Raw genomic sequence first — 17,410 nt, 5'->3', positions numbered from 1 at the left:
CTCCGGCTCTTACCGTGTGCCACCGCCGAGCACATGCGCCCGGCAGTGGATCAAGGGAACATTCCACCCATGGCCGATATGAAGGAACGTTCCGGGCCGGGGCCTGCCGCATCCGGCCCCGCCGCGCCGCACCAGACCCTGGCTCTCGCGGCGATGTTGTTCGCCGTGTCGATGACCTTCATCGACCAGACGATCGTCGCCATCGCCGCCCCGAGCATCGTCGACGAACTCGACCTCTCCTCGTCGGGCATCCAGTGGGTGGTCAACGCCTATCTGCTCGCCCTGGCCGCGTTCTTCGCGCTCGGCGGCCGGCTCGCCGACATCCTCGGGCACCGCCGGATGATGGTGATCGGCACGCTGATCTTCGTCATCTCCTCCGTGCTCTGCGGCTGTGTCCCCGACGACAGCTTCGCCGTGAGCTGGCTGATCGTGTTCCGGGCCACCCAGGGCCTGGGCGCCGCGCTGATGTTCCCCGCCGCGCTCGCCGTCGTCGTCGCCGTCTTCCCGGTCGACAAGCGCGGCCGGGCGCTCGCCCTGTTCTTCGGGCTGTCCGGCGCCCTCACCGCGCTCGGCCCGCTGCTCGGCGGCTGGCTCACCGGCTGGACCTGGCGGGCGATCTTCTGGGTCAACGTGCCCGTCGCCATCATCGCCCTCGTCCTGACCGCCCTCGCCCACATCCCCCACCAGGCCCGCCGCGAACGTCTCGACCTGCCCGGCGCCGTCCTCGTCGCCCTCGGCATGGGCCTGAGCGTGCTCGGTCTGCAACAGGCCTCCGCCTGGGGCTGGAGCAGCTTCGCCACCTGGGCCTGCGTCATCGGCGGCCTCGCGGTCCTCGTGCTGTTCTGCGCCTACGAACTCCGTGTCGACGAACCGCTGATCAAGCTGCATGTCTTCCGTGACAAGGCGTTCGGCGTCGACGCGGCGGTCCTGTTCTTCGCGATGCTCGCCTTCGTCCCGCTGTTCTTCTTCGCCTCGGTGTACGCGCAGGTCTCGCTCAGCGCCTCGCCCAACCAGGCCGCGCTGTTCCTGCTGTACTTCTTCATCGGCTTCGCCATCGCCTCCCAGTGGGGCGGCCGGATCCTCGACAAACGCGGCGCCCGGCCGGCGCTGAAGCTGGGCACGGCCCTCGGCGCGGTCGGCTTCGCCCTGTGGGCCAACAAACTGACCGACCTCTCGATGCACGACCAGTGGCCCTACGTCGCCCTCGCCGGCGCCGGCATCGGCTTCCTGCTCGCGCCCGCCTCGACCGACGCGGTGAACCGCTCCCTCAACGCCTCGTACGGCGAGGTCACCGGCATCACCCAGACCGTGCGCAACTACGCGGCGGCCGTGGGCATGGCCGTGTACGGCACGATCCTGACGCATGTCACCACCGACAAGGTCGTCGAGACGCTGACGTCCAGGGGAGTGCCGGACGACGCGGCGCAGGACGCGGCCCGTGACATCTCCGAGGCGGTCACCGGCAACCCGGACAGCCAGGCACCGGGCGGGGACGGCCCCGTCGGCACGGTGGTGCGCGACTCGATGGACGCCATCCGCATGGACTTCGCCGAGGCCAACCAGTGGGTGTTCTACGGCATGGCCATCGCCCTCGGCATCGGCTTCCTGTGCGCCCTCCGCCACCCGGGCACCCGCGTCACCGAAGAGACCCACACCCCCGACCACCAACCCACCCACCACTGAGCCCCAGCGCCGCGCCCGGCGATGCCTCATCTGCCGCTGGGCCGGGATCCCCCACAGCCGGGGCGGCACCGCGCCGGGGCCGGGGCGGCGAGGCGGCCGACGCCGGCCAAGGTCGTGCCTGCGGCGGTGGCCGACTGCTCAGTCCCCTCAGCCGGTCCCGTGAGTCGGCCCCCGAGCCGGCTCAGGCCTCGTCGACCTCGGCCCCGCATCGGCTCAGGCCCCATGTCGCCCACCCGCTCACGTCGACTCGCGTCGTACCAGTTCCGTAGGCAGGATCACCGCTGCCGGGTCCTCGCCGCCGATCTGGGCCAGGAGGACGCGGACCATCTCGTTGCTGATGCGGTCGTAGGGCTGGCGGATGGTGGTGAGGGCGGGGACGGCCTCCGTCGCGGCGGCGGAGTCGTCGAAGCCGCCGACGGAGACGTCCTCGGGGATCCGGCGGCCCGCCCGGCGCAGCGCGGCGAGGGCGCCCTGTGCCATCAGGTCGGAGGCGACGAACACGGCGTCCATGTCGGGTGCCTGGGCGAGCAGCCGGTCGGTGCCCGCCTCGCCGCTGGCCCGGCTGTAGTCGCCGGAGACGATGAGCCGCTCGTCGATGTCGACGCCCGCCTCGGTGAGGACCTCCTTGTACCCGGCGAGCCGGTCGACACCGCCGGGGGTGTCCAGCGGACCGGTGACGACACCGATGCGGCGGCGGCCCAGCGACAGCAGATGGCGGACCATGTCCCGGGCGCCGTCCCGGTCGTCGGCGGCCACATAGCTCACCTTCGAGCCGGGCGCCATGGGCTTGCCGCACTGCACGAGCGGGATGCCCGCCTCCCGGAGTTCCTGGGCGACCGGGTTCCCGGAGTGGCTGGACACCAGCAGCACCCCGTCGACATGGCCCGCCGTGATGTACCGCGTGATCCGCCGCCGCTCGTCCTCCGTGCCGGCCACCATCAGCAGCAGCGGGATGTCGTGCGCGGCCAGCGCCTGCGTGCAACCCCGCAGCAGGACATTGAAGTTGGGGTCCTCGAACAGTTTCTCCTGCGGTTCCGTCAGCAGGAAACCGATCGAGTCCGAGCGGCCCGTGATCAGCGAGCGGGCGTGCCGGTTGACGACATAACCCGTTCTGCGGATCGCGGCGTTGACCGCCTCGGCGGCCGTCGGGCTGACGTAGTGACCGCCGTTGAGCACGCGCGAGACCGTCCCCCGGGAGACTCCCGCCTCGCGCGCCACGTCGTGAATGGTCGGCGGCTTGCGCCTGCCCCCCGTGTTGCTCATGGTCATGACTTTACGGCTCCGGAGAGGAGATCGAGGCTCCAGAACCGCTGGATGACCAGGAAGAGCGCGATCAGCGGGATCACCGCGAGCAGCGCGCCCGTGATCACCAGCGTGTAGAGCGCCGGCGTGTTCGCGCCCTGTTCGAGAAGCGTGAACAGGCCCAGGGTGATCGGGAACTTCTCGTCGTCGCTGAGCATGATGTACGGCAGCAGGAAGTTGTTCCAGACGGCCACGAACTGGAACAGGAACACCGTCACCAGACCCGGCACCATCATCGGCAGCGCGATCCGGGTGAAGATCCGCCACTCGCTCGCCCCGTCCATCCGCCCGGCCTCGACCACGTCGGAGGGGACGGCGGCAGCGGCGTAGATCCGGGACAGATAGACGCCGTACGGGGAGAGGACCAGCGGCAGCAGCACCGACCAGTAGGAGTCCGCCAGGTCGGCCTTCGCCATCAGCAGGTACTGCGGGATCGCGAGGATCACCGGTGGCATCAGCACGCCCGCCATCAGGATGTTGAAGACGGCCTCACGGCCCTTGAAGCGGTAGATCGCGAGCGCGTAGCCGCTGATCGCCGAGACGGCGGTGGACAGCAGGGCGCCGACGCCGGCGTAGAGGGCGGAGTTGCCCATCCACTGCCAGTAGATGCCGTCGCGGTAGGCGTTGAGGTCGGACAGGTTGTCCGCGAAGCCGGTGCCCGGCAGGAAGGTGAAGGTGGAGAACAGTTCGCTGCCCGACTTGGTGGCGGCGATCAGCACCCAGGCCACGGGCAGCAGACAGTAGATCGCGCCCAGCAGCAGGGTGAGCGTCGGAACGAGGGCGATCCGGCGGCGCAGCGGCGGGCCCTGGGCGGTGCCGGGCGTGGTCCCGGCCGCCGGGGCGGTCTTGCGGACGGCAGGAGAACTCATCGTGCTGCCTCCTGCTTCGTACGGGAGTTCGCGGCCCTCAGGAAGCCGAAGGAGAGGACCAGCGTGGCCACGGCGATGATCACCGCACCGGCCGCCGCCGAGTAGATGTCGCCCTCGCCGAAGGCGTCCCGGTGCACCTTCATCAGCGGACTCCACGTCGTGGAGACCGAGTTGGTGAGGGGCTTGAGGGTGGTGGGCTCGCTGAACACCTGGAGCGTGGCGATGATCGAGAAGAAGAAGGTCAGCACCAGCGAGGACGCCACCATCGGGATCTTGATCCGCAGGGCGATCTGCAACGGCGTCGCGCCGTCCAGCTTCGCGGCCTCGTACACCTCGGCGGGGATCGCCTGCAGCGAGGTGTAGATGACGATCATGTTGAAGCCGGTGCCGCCCCAGATCGCGATGTTCGACAGGGCCGCGTACAGACCGCCGCCGTCGAGCAGCTCCGGCTGGGGGAGACCCAGCTTCTCCAGCACGAAGTAGAAGGGGCTGACGTCCGGGAGGTAGAGGAAGCCCCAGAGCAGGGCGGCCACGACACCGGGAACCGCGTACGGCAGGAAGATCGCCAGCCGGGTGAAGGGGGCGAGGCGCACCTTGTCGCTGTCCAGCATGAGGGCGAAGACGAGCGCGAGTCCGAGCATGACCGGGACCACGATCGCGCCGTAGCCGAGGACGCGCAGCGCGCCGTCCAGCAACTCGGAGTCGGTCAGGGCGTCGGTGTGGTTCTCGAAGCCCGCCCACACCTCGCTCCGCGCACCCGAGCCGAGGCCCAGCCCCTTGACCTGCACCTTGTGCAGGCTGAGCCAGACCGCGTAGCCGATCGGGAGCGCGAAGAAGAGGGCGAACAGGATCGTCGCGGGGAGGAGGAAAAAATAGGGGGCGCTTCGCGCTCGTTTGAGGGTGGTGGTGGGAGACGGGTGGGCGTACGGGGCGCCCTTGACCCCGTACGACCTCCGGCGTGCGCTCGTCACTCCGCGACCTCGAAGCCCTGCTTCTTCATGTCGGCGACCGTGTCGTCCTGCATCGTCTTCAGGGCGGCGCCGAAGTCCGACTTGTTCTTGGCGGCGGCGCCGAACGCGTCCTTGAAGGTGGTGTAGGCGACGTTCACGTTCGGGCCCCACGCGGAGGGCGCCGTGGTCTTGGCGATCTCGGAGGCCACGGTGTAGAAGTCGGCCTGGTTGGAGAAGTAGGCCGGCGGCTCGGCGAACGCGTCACTGGTCTGCGCGGTGGTGGCGGCCGGGTAGATGCCGCCCTCCTTCGCCAGCGCGGTCAGCGCCTCGGGGTCCGTGTTCAGCCAGGTGGCGAACTTGGCGGCGGCCCCCTTGTTCTCGGAGTCGGTGGTGACGGCGGTCGAGGAACCGCCCCAGCTGCCGGTGGTGTTCTCGGAGGCCGACCACTGCGGCAGCGGCGCCACCTTCCACTTGCCCTCGGTGTCCGGCGCGGCCGTGGTCAGCGTGCCCGGCGCCCACACCGCGCTGACCCAGGCGATCTGCTTGCCGGTGTTGAGCGCCTTGTTCCAGGCCGGGGTGTACATCGGCTGGTTGTCGACGGCGCCCTCCTTGACGAGGCCGCCCCAGAAGTCGGCGACCCGCTGCGTCGCCGTGTCGTCGATGCCGACCTTCCACTTCTGGCCCTCGGTGGTCCACCACTCGGCGCCCGCCTGCTGGGCGAGACCGGCGAAGAGACCGGAGTCGTTCGCGGAGAAGGTGGTGAGGTCGACGTCCGCGTCCTCCTTCTTGAGCTTCCGCGCGGTGTCGGCGAACTCGTCCCAGGTCTTGGGGACTTCGAGGCCGTACTTCTTGAACAGGTCCTCGCGGTAGTAGAACATCATCGGCCCGATGTCCTGCGGTATCGCGTACACGGCGTCCGAGCCCAGCGTGGTCTGCTGCCAGACGCCGTCGGCGAACCTGCCCTTCGCGTCGCCCGCCTCGCCCGCGATGTCGGCGACCGCGTCATTGCTGACCAGCGTCGGCAGTGCCTGGTACTCGGCCTGCACCAGGTCCGGGCCCTTGCCCGCCTTGTGCGCGGTGAGGATCTTGGTGACGAGGGTGTCGCCGGAGGCCTGCTTCTTCACCGTGACGGTGATCTGCTGCTCCTTGCCGGGACCCTTGTTCCACAGGTCCACGACCTTGTCCATGCCCGGCGTCCAGGTCCAGTACGTCAGCTTCGCCGGCCCCGACTGGGCCTCGCCGTCGTCGTCGGACCCGCCACAGGCGGCGAGTGTGGTGGCGCCGAGCGTGACCGCGACGGCAGTGGCCACAAAGCGCCGGTGCTTCGTGATGTCGGACATGGATGTTTCTCCCCTGACCTGGGTCCTCGTCTGCTGCGAAGACCGTGCCATGCTTCTGTGAGCGTTCACAGTAGAGAAACATCCCGGACACTTGTCAATGGTTGTTGCTGTGCGGTTATGTTGGGCTCGCACCGCCACTGCTGTGTGTGCACGTTCCCAAATGATCGACTCAACGGGAGAGATCCATGCCGGAGACCACCCCCACGGGCCTCACCAGGCTCGCCTTCGGTGGGGACTACAACCCCGAGCAGTGGCCGGAATCCGTCTGGCACGAGGACGTCCGGCTGATGCGCGAGGCCGGCGTCACGATGGTGAGTGTCGGCATCTTCTCCTGGGCCCTGCTGGAGACCTCGCGCGGCGTGTACGACTTCGGCTGGCTCGACCGGCTGCTCGACCTGCTGCACGAGAACGGCATCCGCGTCGACCTCGGCACCCCCACCGTCGTCCCGCCCGTCTGGTTCTACCGCGAGCACCCCGAGGCGCTGCCCGTGACCGCCGACGGCACCCGCTACGAGTTCGGCTCACGCGGCGCCATCTGCCACAGCAACACCGACTACCGGGCCGCCGCCGCGCACATCACCACCAAGCTCGCCGAGCGCTACGCCGACCACCCGGCACTCGCCCTCTGGCACGTCCACAACGAGTACGGCGTCCCCGTCTCCGCCTGCTACTGCGACTCCTGCGCCGCGCACTTCCGCCGCTGGCTGGAGCGGACGTACGGCACGGTCGACGCGGTCAACGAGGCCTGGGGCACCGCCTTCTGGGGCCAGCACTACACCGACTTCGCGCAGATCAACCCGCCGCGCGTGGCCCCCACGGTCGGAAACCCCGGCCAGGCCCTCGACTACAAGCGGTTCGCCGACGAGACCGTCCGCGAGAACTTCGTCGCCGAGCGGGACATCCTGCACCGCCTCGCGCCCGGCATCCCGGTCACCACCAACTTCATGACCGCGCTCAGCCAGTGCGACTCCCTCGACTACTGGGCCTGGGGCCGCGAGGTCGACCTCGTCACCAACGACCACTACCTGATCACCGACGGCCGCCGCACCCACGTCAACCTCGCCATGGCCGCCGACCTCACCCGCTCGGTCGGCGGCGGCGCCCCCTGGCTGCTCCTGGAGCACTCCACCTCGGGCGTCAACTGGCAGGCCCGCAACCCCGCCAAGGCCCCCGGCCAGATGGCCCGCAACTCCCTCGCCCATGTGGCGCGCGGCTCCGACGGCGCCATGTTCTTCCAGTGGCGGCAGTCCCGGCGCGGCGCCGAGAAGTTCCACTCGGCGATGCTCCCGCAGGCCGGCACCGACTCGCGCGTGTGGCGCGAGGTCGTCGAACTGGGCACCTCCCTCGACTCGTTGAGCCGGATCCGGGGCAGCCGGACCGTCGCCGACGTGGCCGTCCTGTGGGACTGGCACTCCTGGTGGGCGCAGAACCTCGCCTGGCGCCCCAGCGAGGACCACGAGGCCCGCGAACGCGCCGACGCCTTCTACGAGGCCCTCTACGACGGCCACCTCACCGTCGACTTCGCCCACCCGGAAGCCGACTTGTCGGCCTATCCCCTGGTCGTCGTCCCCGCGCTGTATCTGATGACGCAGGCGGCGGGCGACAACCTCAAGGCGTACGTCGAGAACGGCGGCACCCTCGTCGTCTCCTACTTCTCCGGCATCGTCGACGAGCACGACGCCGTCCACGAGGGCCCCTACCCCGGCGCCCTGCGCGACGTGCTCGGCCTGACCGTCGAGGAGTTCTCACCCCTGCTCGGCGGCGAGAGCGTCCGCATCACCGGCCCCGACGGCTCCGAACTCACCGGTGACGTCTGGACCGAGTTCGTGGTGCCGCGCGGCGCCGAACCCGTGTGGACGTACGCCGACGGCCTCGCCGCCGACCGGCCCGCCGTCACCCGGCACCGGCTCGGCGAGGGCTCCGCCTGGTACGTGTCGACCCGGCTCGACGCGCACGGCCTGGACGCGCTGCTCGGCTGGGCCGCCGACGACGCCGGCATCGCGCCCCGCGCCGACCTGCCCCGCGACGTCGAAGTGGTGCGCCGCGCCGGGGAGTCGGGCGACTTCCTGTTCGTGATCAACCACACCGCGCTGGACGCGAAGGTGCCGCTGGACGCGGCCGGCACCGAACTCCTCACCGGCGAACGCGCGGCGGGCCGCCTCGCCGTACCCGCAGGGGGCGTCCGGGTCGTACGCCTCGACGCCTGAACACCCTCCCCACCCCCGAACACCGGCCGGATCTCTGGGGACATCCGGCCGGTACCGGCGGCGCCGTGCCCAAGGCCCTCGGGCGCGGCGCCGCCACAGCACCGCGCAACCGGTTCCCCACCTTCGTCGAAGGGACGACGATGTTCCACGCGAGACGCGCCCTCAGGGCCCTGCTGGTACCGCTGTTCGCAGGCCTGGCGCTCACCACCCTGCCCGCCACCTCGGCCTCGGCCGCCTCCACGCTCACCAACGGAGGCTTCGAGTCCGACGGCACCGGGACCGCGACGCCGGCCGGCTGGTCGACGTACTCGGCTGCCGGGCAGAACTCCGCCTCCTTCACCGAGTCCGGTGGCCACGGCGGCAGTTACCGCCTCTCCCACTACGCGGCCTCGGCCTACAAGGTGGAGACCTACCAGTACCTCTCCGGCCTCACCAACGGGAACTACAAGCTCACCGCGTGGGTGCGCTCCGGCGGCGGCCAGAACTCCGCGTACCTCGCGCTGAAGAACTGCGGCAGCGCCGAACAGCGCACCGACATCCCGGTGTCGTCCAGCGGCTGGATCCGGATCGTCACCTCCATCGCGGTGACCAACAACCAGTGCACCATCAGCGTCAACTCCGACGCCAACGCCGGGAACTGGATCAACGTCGACGACCTGACCTTCGCGTCCGGTACGACGGGCCTGTCCGTCAAGGGCTCCGACGTGTCCTCGCTCATCAAGAGCGAGGCCAAGGGCGGTGTCTACAAGAACAGTTCCGGTACGACGGGCGACGCGCTCGCCATCCTCAGGAGCGCCGGGCAGAACTACGCCCGAGTCAAGGTCTGGGTGAACCCGGCCGACGGCTACAACAACAAGACCCGCGTGCTCGCCGCCGCCAAGCGGATCAAGGCGCAGGGCATGAAGCTGCTGGTCGACTTCCACTACTCGGACACCTGGGCCGACCCGGGCGCCCAGACCGTGCCGTCCGCGTGGACCGGCCACAGCTACAGCCAGCTGCGGACGGACGTCTACAACCACACCTACGACGTCCTCAACGCCCTCAAGTCCCAGGGCACCACCGCCGACATGGTCCAGGTCGGCAACGAGATCAACGGCGGCATGCTGTGGTCGGCCGGCTCCACCTCCAACTGGTCGCAGCTCGCCGGACTGCTCAACTCCGGCTACGACGCGGTCAAGGCGGTCAACTCCGGCACCCAGGTCGCGCTGCACCTCGCCAAGGGCGGCGACCTGTCCGGCACCCGCTGGTGGTTCGACAACGCGGTTTCCAACGGTGTGAAGTTCGACGTCATCGGCCTGTCGTACTACGGCTACTGGCACGGCACGCTCGCCGACTTCCAGACCACGCTGGACGACGCGGCCTCCCGCTACGCCAAGCCGGTGTTCCTCGCCGAGACGGCCTACCCGTTCCGGCTGGACAGTAAGGACTCGCACGAGAACATCATCGATCTGAGCGGCGAGCTGGTGTCCGGTTACCCGGCCACGACCGCCGGTCAGACACGGTGGATGAAGGACGTCGCGAGCATCGTCGAGGCCGTGCCGAACGGCCGGGGCCTCGGCATCTTCTACTGGGAGTCGACGTGGACCGCCGTCTCGGGCAACGGGTGGGACCCGACCGACGCGGCCTCCGGCAACGGCTGGGAGAACCAGGCGCTGTTCGGGTACGACGACCGGGCGCTCCCGGCGGTGGCATGGTTCAGCCACCGCTAGCGAGCTGACACGAGGGGCCGTACGCCGTGGCGTGCGGCCCCTTCCGCTGTCCCGCTGTTTCAGCGGCCGATGAACGTGTGCAGCGAGGCGGCCATGGCGGCGACGAAGGCGTGCTGGACCGGCTCGGGGACGCGGTCCAGGGACAGATACGGGTTGAGGTCCTCCAGCTCGACCAGCAGGAGATCGCCCTCCCGGGTACGGCAGGCGTCCACCCGCTGGATGCCGTGGGCGAGGGTGTTCCAGTCGATGAAACGGCGGGCGAAGCCGAGGTCGGACTCCGTGGCCTCGTAGGGCTCCAGGACCCAGCGGCGGTCGGGGTCGGGCGCGTACAGGGCGTACTGGAAGGTGTCGTCGACGTAGTAGAAGGACACCTCGTGGCGGAAGTCGACACGCGGCTGGACCAGGACGTCGCCCCAGGTCAGGTCCGCCAGCTCGGGGCCGGTCAGGAAGCGCAGGCCGATGGAGTCCGCGCCCGCCTTCGGCTTGACCGCGTACGCGGCGGTGTCGGGCAGCCTGTCCCGGTCCTCGGGCCGGTCGACCGTGGGGATCACCGGATACCCGGCTTCGGTGAGGTCCAGCAGATACCGCTTGCCGGTCATGTCCGCACGGCCGGTCAGCGGGTTGTAGACGCGGGTGCCCAGCGCCTTCGCCCGCAGACGGAAGGCGTCGTACGCCTCCTGGTAGTGCAGAACGGGCCCGCTGTTGCGGACCACGACCGCGTCGAAGCCGTCCATCAGGGCCGCCGCGTCCAGGGGGTGGCACAGGGCGATGTCGAACTCCGCGCGCAGCCGGGAGGTCAGCAGGATGTCCTCGTCGCAGTAACGTCGGCCCCGGGCCGGATAGGCGAGGTCGGTGACGTACAGCAGGCTGGGGCGGGCGGCGGACACGGTGGTCTCCCTGGTCGGTGACGGACAACCTAACCCGAGGCCGTGAGGGACGGCCCGGCCCCCTGCCAGGATGGACCGGCGGGGCAGTCGGGCGGACGGATCGGGAGGCGCACATGACGGGCGTGGCGGGCAGGACGGGTGCGCGGGGCGCCGGACTCGTGGCGGAGGCGTTCGTCGGGATCGGCGGGCGCGGGCCCGAGGATGTGATCGCCGACGGGCGTGGGCGGGTGCTGACCGGTGTCGAGGACGGCCGGGTCCTGCGGGTGGACGGGCTGGAGGAGCCGGGGCGGGCCCGGGTCGAGACGCTCGCCGACACCGGTGGCAGGCCGCTGGGCCTTGAACTCCTTCCGGACGGCGACCTGTTGGTGGGTGACGCCAAGCGGGGGCTGCTGCGGGTCACGACCGGGGACGGGACCGTGCGGGTGCTCGCCGACGCGGTGGACGGTGAGCGGCTGCGGTTCTGCAGCAATGTCGTGGCGCTCTGCGACGGGACGGTCTGCTTCACCGTCTCCAGCCGCCGGTACCCCCTCGACCGGTGGATCGGCGACATCGTCGAACACACCGGCACCGGACGGCTGTTGCGCCTGGCGCCGGGGGAGGGTGCGCCCGAAGTCGTCCTGGAGGGGCTCCAGTTCGCCAACGGCCTCGCGCCCTCCGCCGACGAGTCGTTCCTCGTGGTCGCGGAGACCGGCGCCCGCCGCCTCACCCGCGTCCACCTCACCGGACCACTGGCCGGGACGAGCGAACCCTTCGTGGAGGATCTGCCGGGCACCCCCGACAACCTGTGGCGCGACCCCGACAGCGGTCTGATCTGGGTGGCGCTGGCCGGCCCGCGCATCGCCGCCCTCGACCGTCTCCACCGCGCGAGCCCGGCCGTACGGAGCGCCGCGAGCCGGGTGGCGGTACGGGCGCCCTTCCGGCCGCTCGGATTCGCCGGGGTGGTGGCGGTCGACGACGAGGGGCATGTCGTCCACACCCTCGTCGACCGCCGCTCCCGGTTCCGTATGGTCACGAGCGCCTGCGTCGCCGACGGCCGGCTGATCCTAGGGAGCCTGTGGGAGCGGGGCATCGCGGTGTGCGAGCTGCCGGGGAAGCCGGGCTGAGGTCCGGTCGGGTACGGGGCGCGTGCGGGGCGGTGGGCACCCGCGTTACGCTGTCGACCGGCCGCGTCACCTCTCGCGGCGCGGCGGTGGGGCCCGCCGTACCCGAACCGCGGCATCGGTGCCGACAACGGTCCCTGCTTGCGACGGAGTGCGCCCGGTGACACCCGGGTCCCGGCGAGTAGGAGATGTACGCCCGTGCCAGCCCCAGCCCCAGTCCCACAGCCCGGCGGGCCCGAAGGCCTGCCGTCGCCCGACGCCCCCGTCGCCGACCCGGTCCGCCCCACCCCCTGGCACGGTCAGGCGCCCGTCGTCGCGGTCGTCGCCGTCGGCGGGGGGATCGGCGCGGGGGCCCGCTACGCCGCCGCCCTGCTCTGGCCCACCGGCACGACCGGCTTCCCCTGGACCACGTTCTGGGTGAACGTCGTCGGCTGTTTCGTGATCGGCCTCTTCATGGTCGCGATCACGGAGCGATGGACGGCACACCGGCTGGTCCGGCCGTTCTTCGGGACCGGAGTCCTCGGCGGCTTCACCACCTTCTCCACCTACGCCGTCGACATCCAGCGCCTGATCGAGGAGGGCCGCCCCGCCACCGGCCTCGCCTACCTCGCCGCGACCCTCCTCGCCGCTCTCACGGCGGTCCGGCTCGCGGCGACGACGGCGGAGCGCGTCGTGCGCACCTCACCCGCCCCGAGGCGTGAGAAAGGTAAGAGGTCGTCGTGAACTGGGTGCTCGTCATCCTCGGCGGAATGATCGGCGCGCCCCTGCGCTATCTCACCGACCGCGCGGTGCGGTCCCGCCACGACACGGACTTCCCCTGGGGAACGTTCGCCGTCAACGCCGGCGGATCCTTCGTCCTCGGCACCCTCACCGGCGCCGTGACGGCCGGTGCCGCGGACTCCCACCTGCAACTCCTCCTCGGCACCGGCCTGTGCGGGGCGCTCACCACATACTCGACGTTCTCGTACGAGACGCTGCGGCTGGCGCAGGGCGGTGCCCGTTTCCTCGCCGCCGCCAACGCGGTCGCGAGCGTGACGGCGGGGCTGGGCGCGGTCTACGTGGGCCTGGCGGTGGCTCGGGCCCTGTGGTCCTGAGGGCGGCCCTTACCCGGCTGTAGTACGACTGCCTCCCTCGCCCTCGCCGAGCAGAACTGGACCCCATGAGCACCATCAGCGTCGGTCAGGCAGTCGTCCTCGGAGCGGTGGAGGGGGTGACGGAGTTTCTGCCGGTGTCCTCCACCGGGCATCTGAAGATCACCGAAGGTCTGATGGGGATCCAGGTCGAGGACAAAGCCGTCGTCGGGTTCTCGGCGGTCATCCAGGTGGGCGCCATCGCCGCGGTGTTCGTGTACTTCCGCGACGACATCGCGCGGATCGGCGCCGCCTGGTTCCGGGGGCTGTTCGACGCGGGGCGGCGCCAGGAACGCGACTACCGGTTCGCGTGGTGGGTGATCGCCGCGACCGTCCCGATCGTGGTCGTGGGGCTGGCCGCCCGCTCGCTCATCGAGGGGCCGCTCGCCTCGCTGTGGGTGGTGGCCGGTTCACTGATCGTCGGCAGCGGTGTGATGTGGGTCGCGGAACAGGTCGGCCGGCGCAGGCGCGCGGAGGAGGACACCCGGTTCCGGGACGCGATGCTCGTCGGCGGCTCGCAGATCCTCGCCCTGCTGTTCCCCGGCTTCTCCCGCTCCGGCGCCACCATGTCCACCGCGCTCCTGCTCGACCTCGACCGGCTCGCCGCCACCCGGCTCTCCTTCTTCCTCGGCATCCCGGCCCTGACCGGCGCCGGACTCTACGAACTGAAGGACGCCCTCGGCGCGGGGGTGGGCGCGGCCCCGCTGATCGCCGGAACCACCGTGTCCTTCGTGGTCGCGTACGCCTCGGTCGCCTGGCTGCTGAAGTTCGTGACCAGGCACTCCTTCCAGGTGTTCGTCTCCTACCGGATCGTCGTCGGCGTGCTCCTCTTCGGGCTGCTCGGCGCGGGCGGCCTCAGCTGACCAGCTCGAAGATCCTCTTCAGGGCCCCTTGACAGCCCCCTCCCGTCACCCGCAGGATCACCCCCGTGAACCTGTCAGACAGCCAGACAGGTGGTTCGGCACCCCGGCGCGTCAGCGCCATGGAAGCGGTGCTCACCCACCTCCGCGACGCCATCGAGCGCGGCAAGTACGCCATCGGGGACAAGCTCCCCTCGGAGGCGGAGCTGTGCCGGCAGCTCGAAGTGAGCCGTCCGGTGCTCCGTGAGGCGCTGCGCGCGCTCCAGGTGATGGGCCTGACCCAGTCCCGTACCGGCAAGGGCACCTTCGTGATCGCGAACGCCGTCGAGGACCCCACCTTCGGCGACTACGCGGCCAGTGATCTGCTGGAGGTCCGCCGCCATGTGGAGATCCCGGTCGCCGGGTACGCGGCGGCGCGCCGCACCCCGGAGAACCTGGACCACCTGGCCCATCTCCTGGACCGGATGGAGCGGGAGACCGACACCACCGCCTGGGTCGCGATGGACACCCTCTTCCACCTGGCCGTGGCCGAGGCCGCCCAGAACCCGGTGTTCCGCCGGGTGATCGAGGAGATCCGGGACGCGCTGGCCCGCCAGTCGGCCTTCCTCAACGAGCTGGGCGGCCGGCGCGAGCAGTCCAACCGCGAGCACCGGGCCATCGTCGAGGCGCTGATCGACGGTTCCGAACACGACGCGGTGGAGGCCATGTCCCACCACCTCGACCGCGTCGAGACCACCCTCACCGACATCGTGCGTTCCCCCCGCACGGAAAGCACCACGGAAGGCGGACGCGAGACGTGAGCGAGCAGTCCCTCGACAAAGACGTCGCACAGGCCGGGCAGCGCGCGGCCCACGTCGACGCCGGAGACGCCGGCTACAGCAAGTCCCTGAAGTCCCGCCACGTCAATATGATCGCCATCGGCGGCGCGATCGGCACCGGCCTCTTCCTCGGCGCCGGCGGCCGTCTCGTCGACGCCGGCCCGTCCCTGTTCATCGCGTACGCGGTCTGCGGAGTCTTCGCCTTCCTCGTCGTCCGCGCCCTCGGCGAACTGGTCCTCTACCGGCCCTCCTCCGGTGCCTTCGTGTCCTACGCCCGGGAGTTCCTCGGCGAGAAGGGCGCGTACACGGCCGGCTGGATGTACTTCCTGAACTGGGCCACCACCGGTATCGCCGACATCACCGCGGTCGCCCTCTACACCCACTACTGGGGCATGTTCTCCGACATCCCCCAGTGGGTGATCGCGCTCGTCGCGCTCGCCGTCGTCCTCGCCGTGAACCTGATCTCGGTGAAGATGTTCGGCGAACTGGAGTTCTGGTTCGCGATCATCAAGGTCAGCGCGCTCGTGATCTTCATGGTGATCGGCATCTTCCTGCTCGTCACCCAGCAGCCCGTCGACGGCCACACCCCCGGCCTGTCGCTGATCACCGACAACGGCGGCATCTTCCCCAACGGCCTGCTGCCCATGCTGCTGATCATCCAGGGCGTCGTCTTCGCCTACGCCTCCGTCGAACTCGTCGGCGTCGCGGCGGGAGAGACCGAGAACCCCGAGAAGATCATGCCGAAGGCGATCAACTCGATCATGTGGCGCGTCGGTCTGTTCTACGTCGGCTCCGTCCTGCTCCTCGCGATGCTGCTGCCCTGGTCCTCGTACAAGGCCGGCGAGAGCCCCTTCGTCACCGTGCTCTCCAACATCGGCGTCCCGGCGGCCGGCGGCATCATGAACCTGGTCGTGATGACCGCGGCCCTGTCCTCGCTCAACTCGGGTCTGTACTCCACCGGCCGCATCCTGCGCTCGATGGCGATGGCGGGCTCCGCCCCGAAGTTCACCGGAGTGATGAGCCGCAGCCAGGTCCCGTACGGCGGAATCCTGCTCACCAGCGGTATCTGTGTCCTGGGCGTCGGGCTGAACTTCGTGGTCCCGGCCGACGCGTTCGAGATCGTGCTCAACTTCGCCGCGATCGGCATCATCTGCACCTGGGGCATGATCATGATCTGTCACCTGGTCTTCTGGCAGAAGACCGAGAAGGGCGAGCTGACCCGGCCGAGCTACCGGCTGCCGGGCTCCCCGTGGACCGAGCTGGTGACGCTGTTCTTCCTGGCGTCGGTGCTGGTCCTGATGTACGCGGACGGCGGCGCGGGCCGCACGACCGTGCTGTGCCTCCCCCTGATCGTACTGGCGCTGGTGCTCGGCTGGTTCGGCGTACGTCGCCGGGTCGCCGAGCAGTCGGCCGGAGTCAAGAAGTGAAGCAGGCAGTGATGTACGACCCCACGACCACCGGCGCCGCGGCGATCCCTGCGTCTCCGGTGGCCGCGGCCCCCGCGATCCGGGAACCGCTGCACGCCCCCGTCGCCCACCTCGTACGCGGAGGTGTCATCGAGGGCATCCACTACGGCTCCGTCGTGGTGCTGGGGGCCGACGGGGAGGTGGAACTCCAACTCGGCGACATCGAGGCGGCGTTCTACCCCCGGTCGGCGCTCAAGCCGGTCCAGGCCGTGGCGATGCTGCGCGCCGGACTGCCCCTGGACGGCGACCTGCTGTCCCTGGCGGCGGCCAGTCACTCCGGCGAGGAACGCCACCTCGCCGGGGCCCGGCGGATCCTGGAACTGGCCGGGGCCGCCGAGGACGATCTGCGCAACGTCCCCGACCTGCCGTACGACCCGGCCGTCCGGGACGAGTGGATACGCGAGGGGAGGCAGCCCTCCCGTCTCGCGCAGAACTGCTCCGGCAAGCACGCGGCCATGCTGTACACCTGCAAGCTCAACGGCTGGTCCCTGGAGGACTATCTCGACCCGGCCCACCCCTTGCAGCAGGCCATCGCCGAGATCGTCGAGGACCTCACCGGGCAGGCCATCGCCCAGGTGACCGTCGACGGCTGCGGCGCCCCGCTCTTCTCCGTCTCCCTGCACGGTCTGGCCCGTGCCCTCGCCCGGATCACCACCGCCACCGTGGGCACGCCCGAGCGGACGGTCGCCGACGCGATGCGCGACCACGCCGAGATGGCGTCCGGCGCGGGGCGCGATGTGGCCGAGCTGATGCGGGCCGTGCCGGGGCTGCTCACCAAGGACGGCTTCGAGGGAGTCCAGGTCGCCGCGCTCCCCGACGGGCGGGCCGTCGCCGTGAAGATCGCGGACGGGGCGAACCGGGCGCGGGTGCCGGTCGCTGCCGCGGCGCTTGTGCGGGCGGGGGTCGAGCCCGAGGCTCTCGCCTCGTTCTCGGGTGAGGTGTTGCTCGGGGGAGGGCGGGAGGTCGGTCGGGTCAGCGCGGTGCGGGCGCTGGACCCGATGCCGCGGCTGCCCTGACGGGTGGGTGCGTTGTCGGGTGCGGGTCCGGTGGGGCTTCTCGCGCAGTTCCCCGCGCCCCTGAAAAAGCGGG

General features: G+C 70.5%; 15 protein-coding genes. 10 read left to right on the top strand and 5 right to left on the bottom strand.

The window, feature by feature from the left end:
* Nucleotides 1-69 precede the first annotated feature (69 nt).
* The gene (locus F9278_RS02965; protein WP_152166855.1) at nucleotides 70-1,683 is read left to right on the top strand and encodes an MFS transporter; all 1,614 of its coding nucleotides are present in this window, start codon (nucleotides 70-72) and stop codon (nucleotides 1,681-1,683) included.
* A 237-nt stretch (nucleotides 1,684-1,920) separates the two neighbouring features.
* Here the strand turns inward: F9278_RS02965 and F9278_RS02960 are convergent, their stop codons facing one another.
* From F9278_RS02960 to F9278_RS02945, 4 genes are read right to left on the bottom strand one after another with little or no spacing between them, the layout of a single operon-like run.
* Nucleotides 1,921-2,952, bottom strand: a complete 1,032-nt coding sequence (locus F9278_RS02960) for a LacI family DNA-binding transcriptional regulator (protein WP_152166854.1) — start codon at nucleotides 2,950-2,952, stop codon at nucleotides 1,921-1,923.
* The gene (locus F9278_RS02955; RefSeq protein WP_152166853.1) at nucleotides 2,949-3,854 is read right to left on the bottom strand and encodes a carbohydrate ABC transporter permease; all 906 of its coding nucleotides are present in this window, start codon (nucleotides 3,852-3,854) and stop codon (nucleotides 2,949-2,951) included. The genes F9278_RS02960 and F9278_RS02955 overlap by 4 nt, the downstream gene beginning before the upstream one ends.
* The gene (locus tag F9278_RS02950) at nucleotides 3,851-4,825 is read right to left on the bottom strand and encodes a carbohydrate ABC transporter permease (RefSeq protein ID WP_152166852.1); all 975 of its coding nucleotides are present in this window, start codon (nucleotides 4,823-4,825) and stop codon (nucleotides 3,851-3,853) included. Before F9278_RS02950 ends, F9278_RS02955 begins: the two co-directional genes overlap by 4 nt.
* Nucleotides 4,822-6,144 (bottom strand): extracellular solute-binding protein, encoded by a 1,323-nt coding sequence (locus F9278_RS02945; RefSeq protein ID WP_152166851.1) that lies wholly within the window; start codon nucleotides 6,142-6,144, stop codon nucleotides 4,822-4,824. The genes F9278_RS02950 and F9278_RS02945 overlap by 4 nt, the downstream gene beginning before the upstream one ends.
* Before the next feature lie 185 nt (nucleotides 6,145-6,329).
* On the opposite strand from F9278_RS02945, the gene F9278_RS02940 reads away from it, so the two are divergent.
* Together F9278_RS02940 and F9278_RS02935 are read left to right on the top strand one after the other, a co-directional pair.
* Complete coding sequence (locus tag F9278_RS02940; protein WP_152166850.1) at nucleotides 6,330-8,351, top strand: beta-galactosidase; 2,022 nt, start codon at nucleotides 6,330-6,332, stop codon at nucleotides 8,349-8,351.
* Between the two features lie 140 nt (nucleotides 8,352-8,491).
* Complete coding sequence (locus F9278_RS02935) at nucleotides 8,492-10,060, top strand: glycoside hydrolase family 53 protein (protein WP_152173659.1); 1,569 nt, start codon at nucleotides 8,492-8,494, stop codon at nucleotides 10,058-10,060.
* Nucleotides 10,061-10,119: 59 nt separating this feature from the next.
* Here F9278_RS02935 and F9278_RS02930 read toward each other — a convergent pair whose 3' ends face one another.
* A complete protein-coding gene (locus F9278_RS02930; RefSeq protein WP_152166849.1) occupies nucleotides 10,120-10,947 on the bottom strand; it encodes an ATP-grasp domain-containing protein in 828 nt (275 codons plus the stop codon).
* Nucleotides 10,948-11,060: 113 nt separating this feature from the next.
* Here F9278_RS02930 and F9278_RS02925 point away from each other — a divergent pair, with 113 nt between their 5' ends.
* From F9278_RS02925 to F9278_RS02895, 7 genes are all read left to right on the top strand, one after another.
* Nucleotides 11,061-12,050, top strand: a complete 990-nt coding sequence (locus F9278_RS02925) for an SMP-30/gluconolactonase/LRE family protein (RefSeq protein WP_152166848.1) — start codon at nucleotides 11,061-11,063, stop codon at nucleotides 12,048-12,050.
* A 240-nt stretch (nucleotides 12,051-12,290) separates the two neighbouring features.
* Nucleotides 12,291-12,770, top strand: a complete 480-nt coding sequence (crcB, locus tag F9278_RS02920) for a fluoride efflux transporter CrcB (protein ID WP_152173658.1) — start codon at nucleotides 12,291-12,293, stop codon at nucleotides 12,768-12,770.
* Nucleotides 12,767-13,141: a fluoride efflux transporter CrcB gene (crcB, locus tag F9278_RS02915; protein WP_152166847.1), complete on the top strand. Its 375-nt coding sequence runs from the start codon at nucleotides 12,767-12,769 to the stop codon at nucleotides 13,139-13,141. The genes crcB (F9278_RS02920) and crcB (F9278_RS02915) overlap by 4 nt, the downstream gene beginning before the upstream one ends.
* Nucleotides 13,142-13,206: 65 nt before the next feature.
* Nucleotides 13,207-14,040 (top strand): undecaprenyl-diphosphate phosphatase, encoded by an 834-nt coding sequence (locus F9278_RS02910; protein ID WP_152166846.1) that lies wholly within the window; start codon nucleotides 13,207-13,209, stop codon nucleotides 14,038-14,040.
* A 65-nt stretch (nucleotides 14,041-14,105) separates the two neighbouring features.
* Entirely contained in the window at nucleotides 14,106-14,837 is a 732-nt protein-coding gene (locus F9278_RS02905; protein WP_152166845.1) for a FadR/GntR family transcriptional regulator, read from the top strand.
* Nucleotides 14,834-16,282, top strand: a complete 1,449-nt coding sequence (locus F9278_RS02900) for an amino acid permease (RefSeq protein ID WP_152166844.1) — start codon at nucleotides 14,834-14,836, stop codon at nucleotides 16,280-16,282. The genes F9278_RS02905 and F9278_RS02900 overlap by 4 nt, the downstream gene beginning before the upstream one ends.
* Nucleotides 16,283-16,293: 11 nt before the next feature.
* Complete coding sequence (locus tag F9278_RS02895; protein WP_193241956.1) at nucleotides 16,294-17,337, top strand: asparaginase; 1,044 nt, start codon at nucleotides 16,294-16,296, stop codon at nucleotides 17,335-17,337.
* The last annotated feature ends 73 nt before the right edge of the window (nucleotides 17,338-17,410 follow it).

The organism is Streptomyces phaeolivaceus (genome assembly GCF_009184865.1).
In the GTDB taxonomy this organism is placed as follows: Bacteria; Actinomycetota; Actinomycetes; order Streptomycetales; family Streptomycetaceae; genus Streptomyces; species Streptomyces phaeolivaceus.
This window is presented reverse-complemented; position numbering and strand designations above follow the sequence as displayed.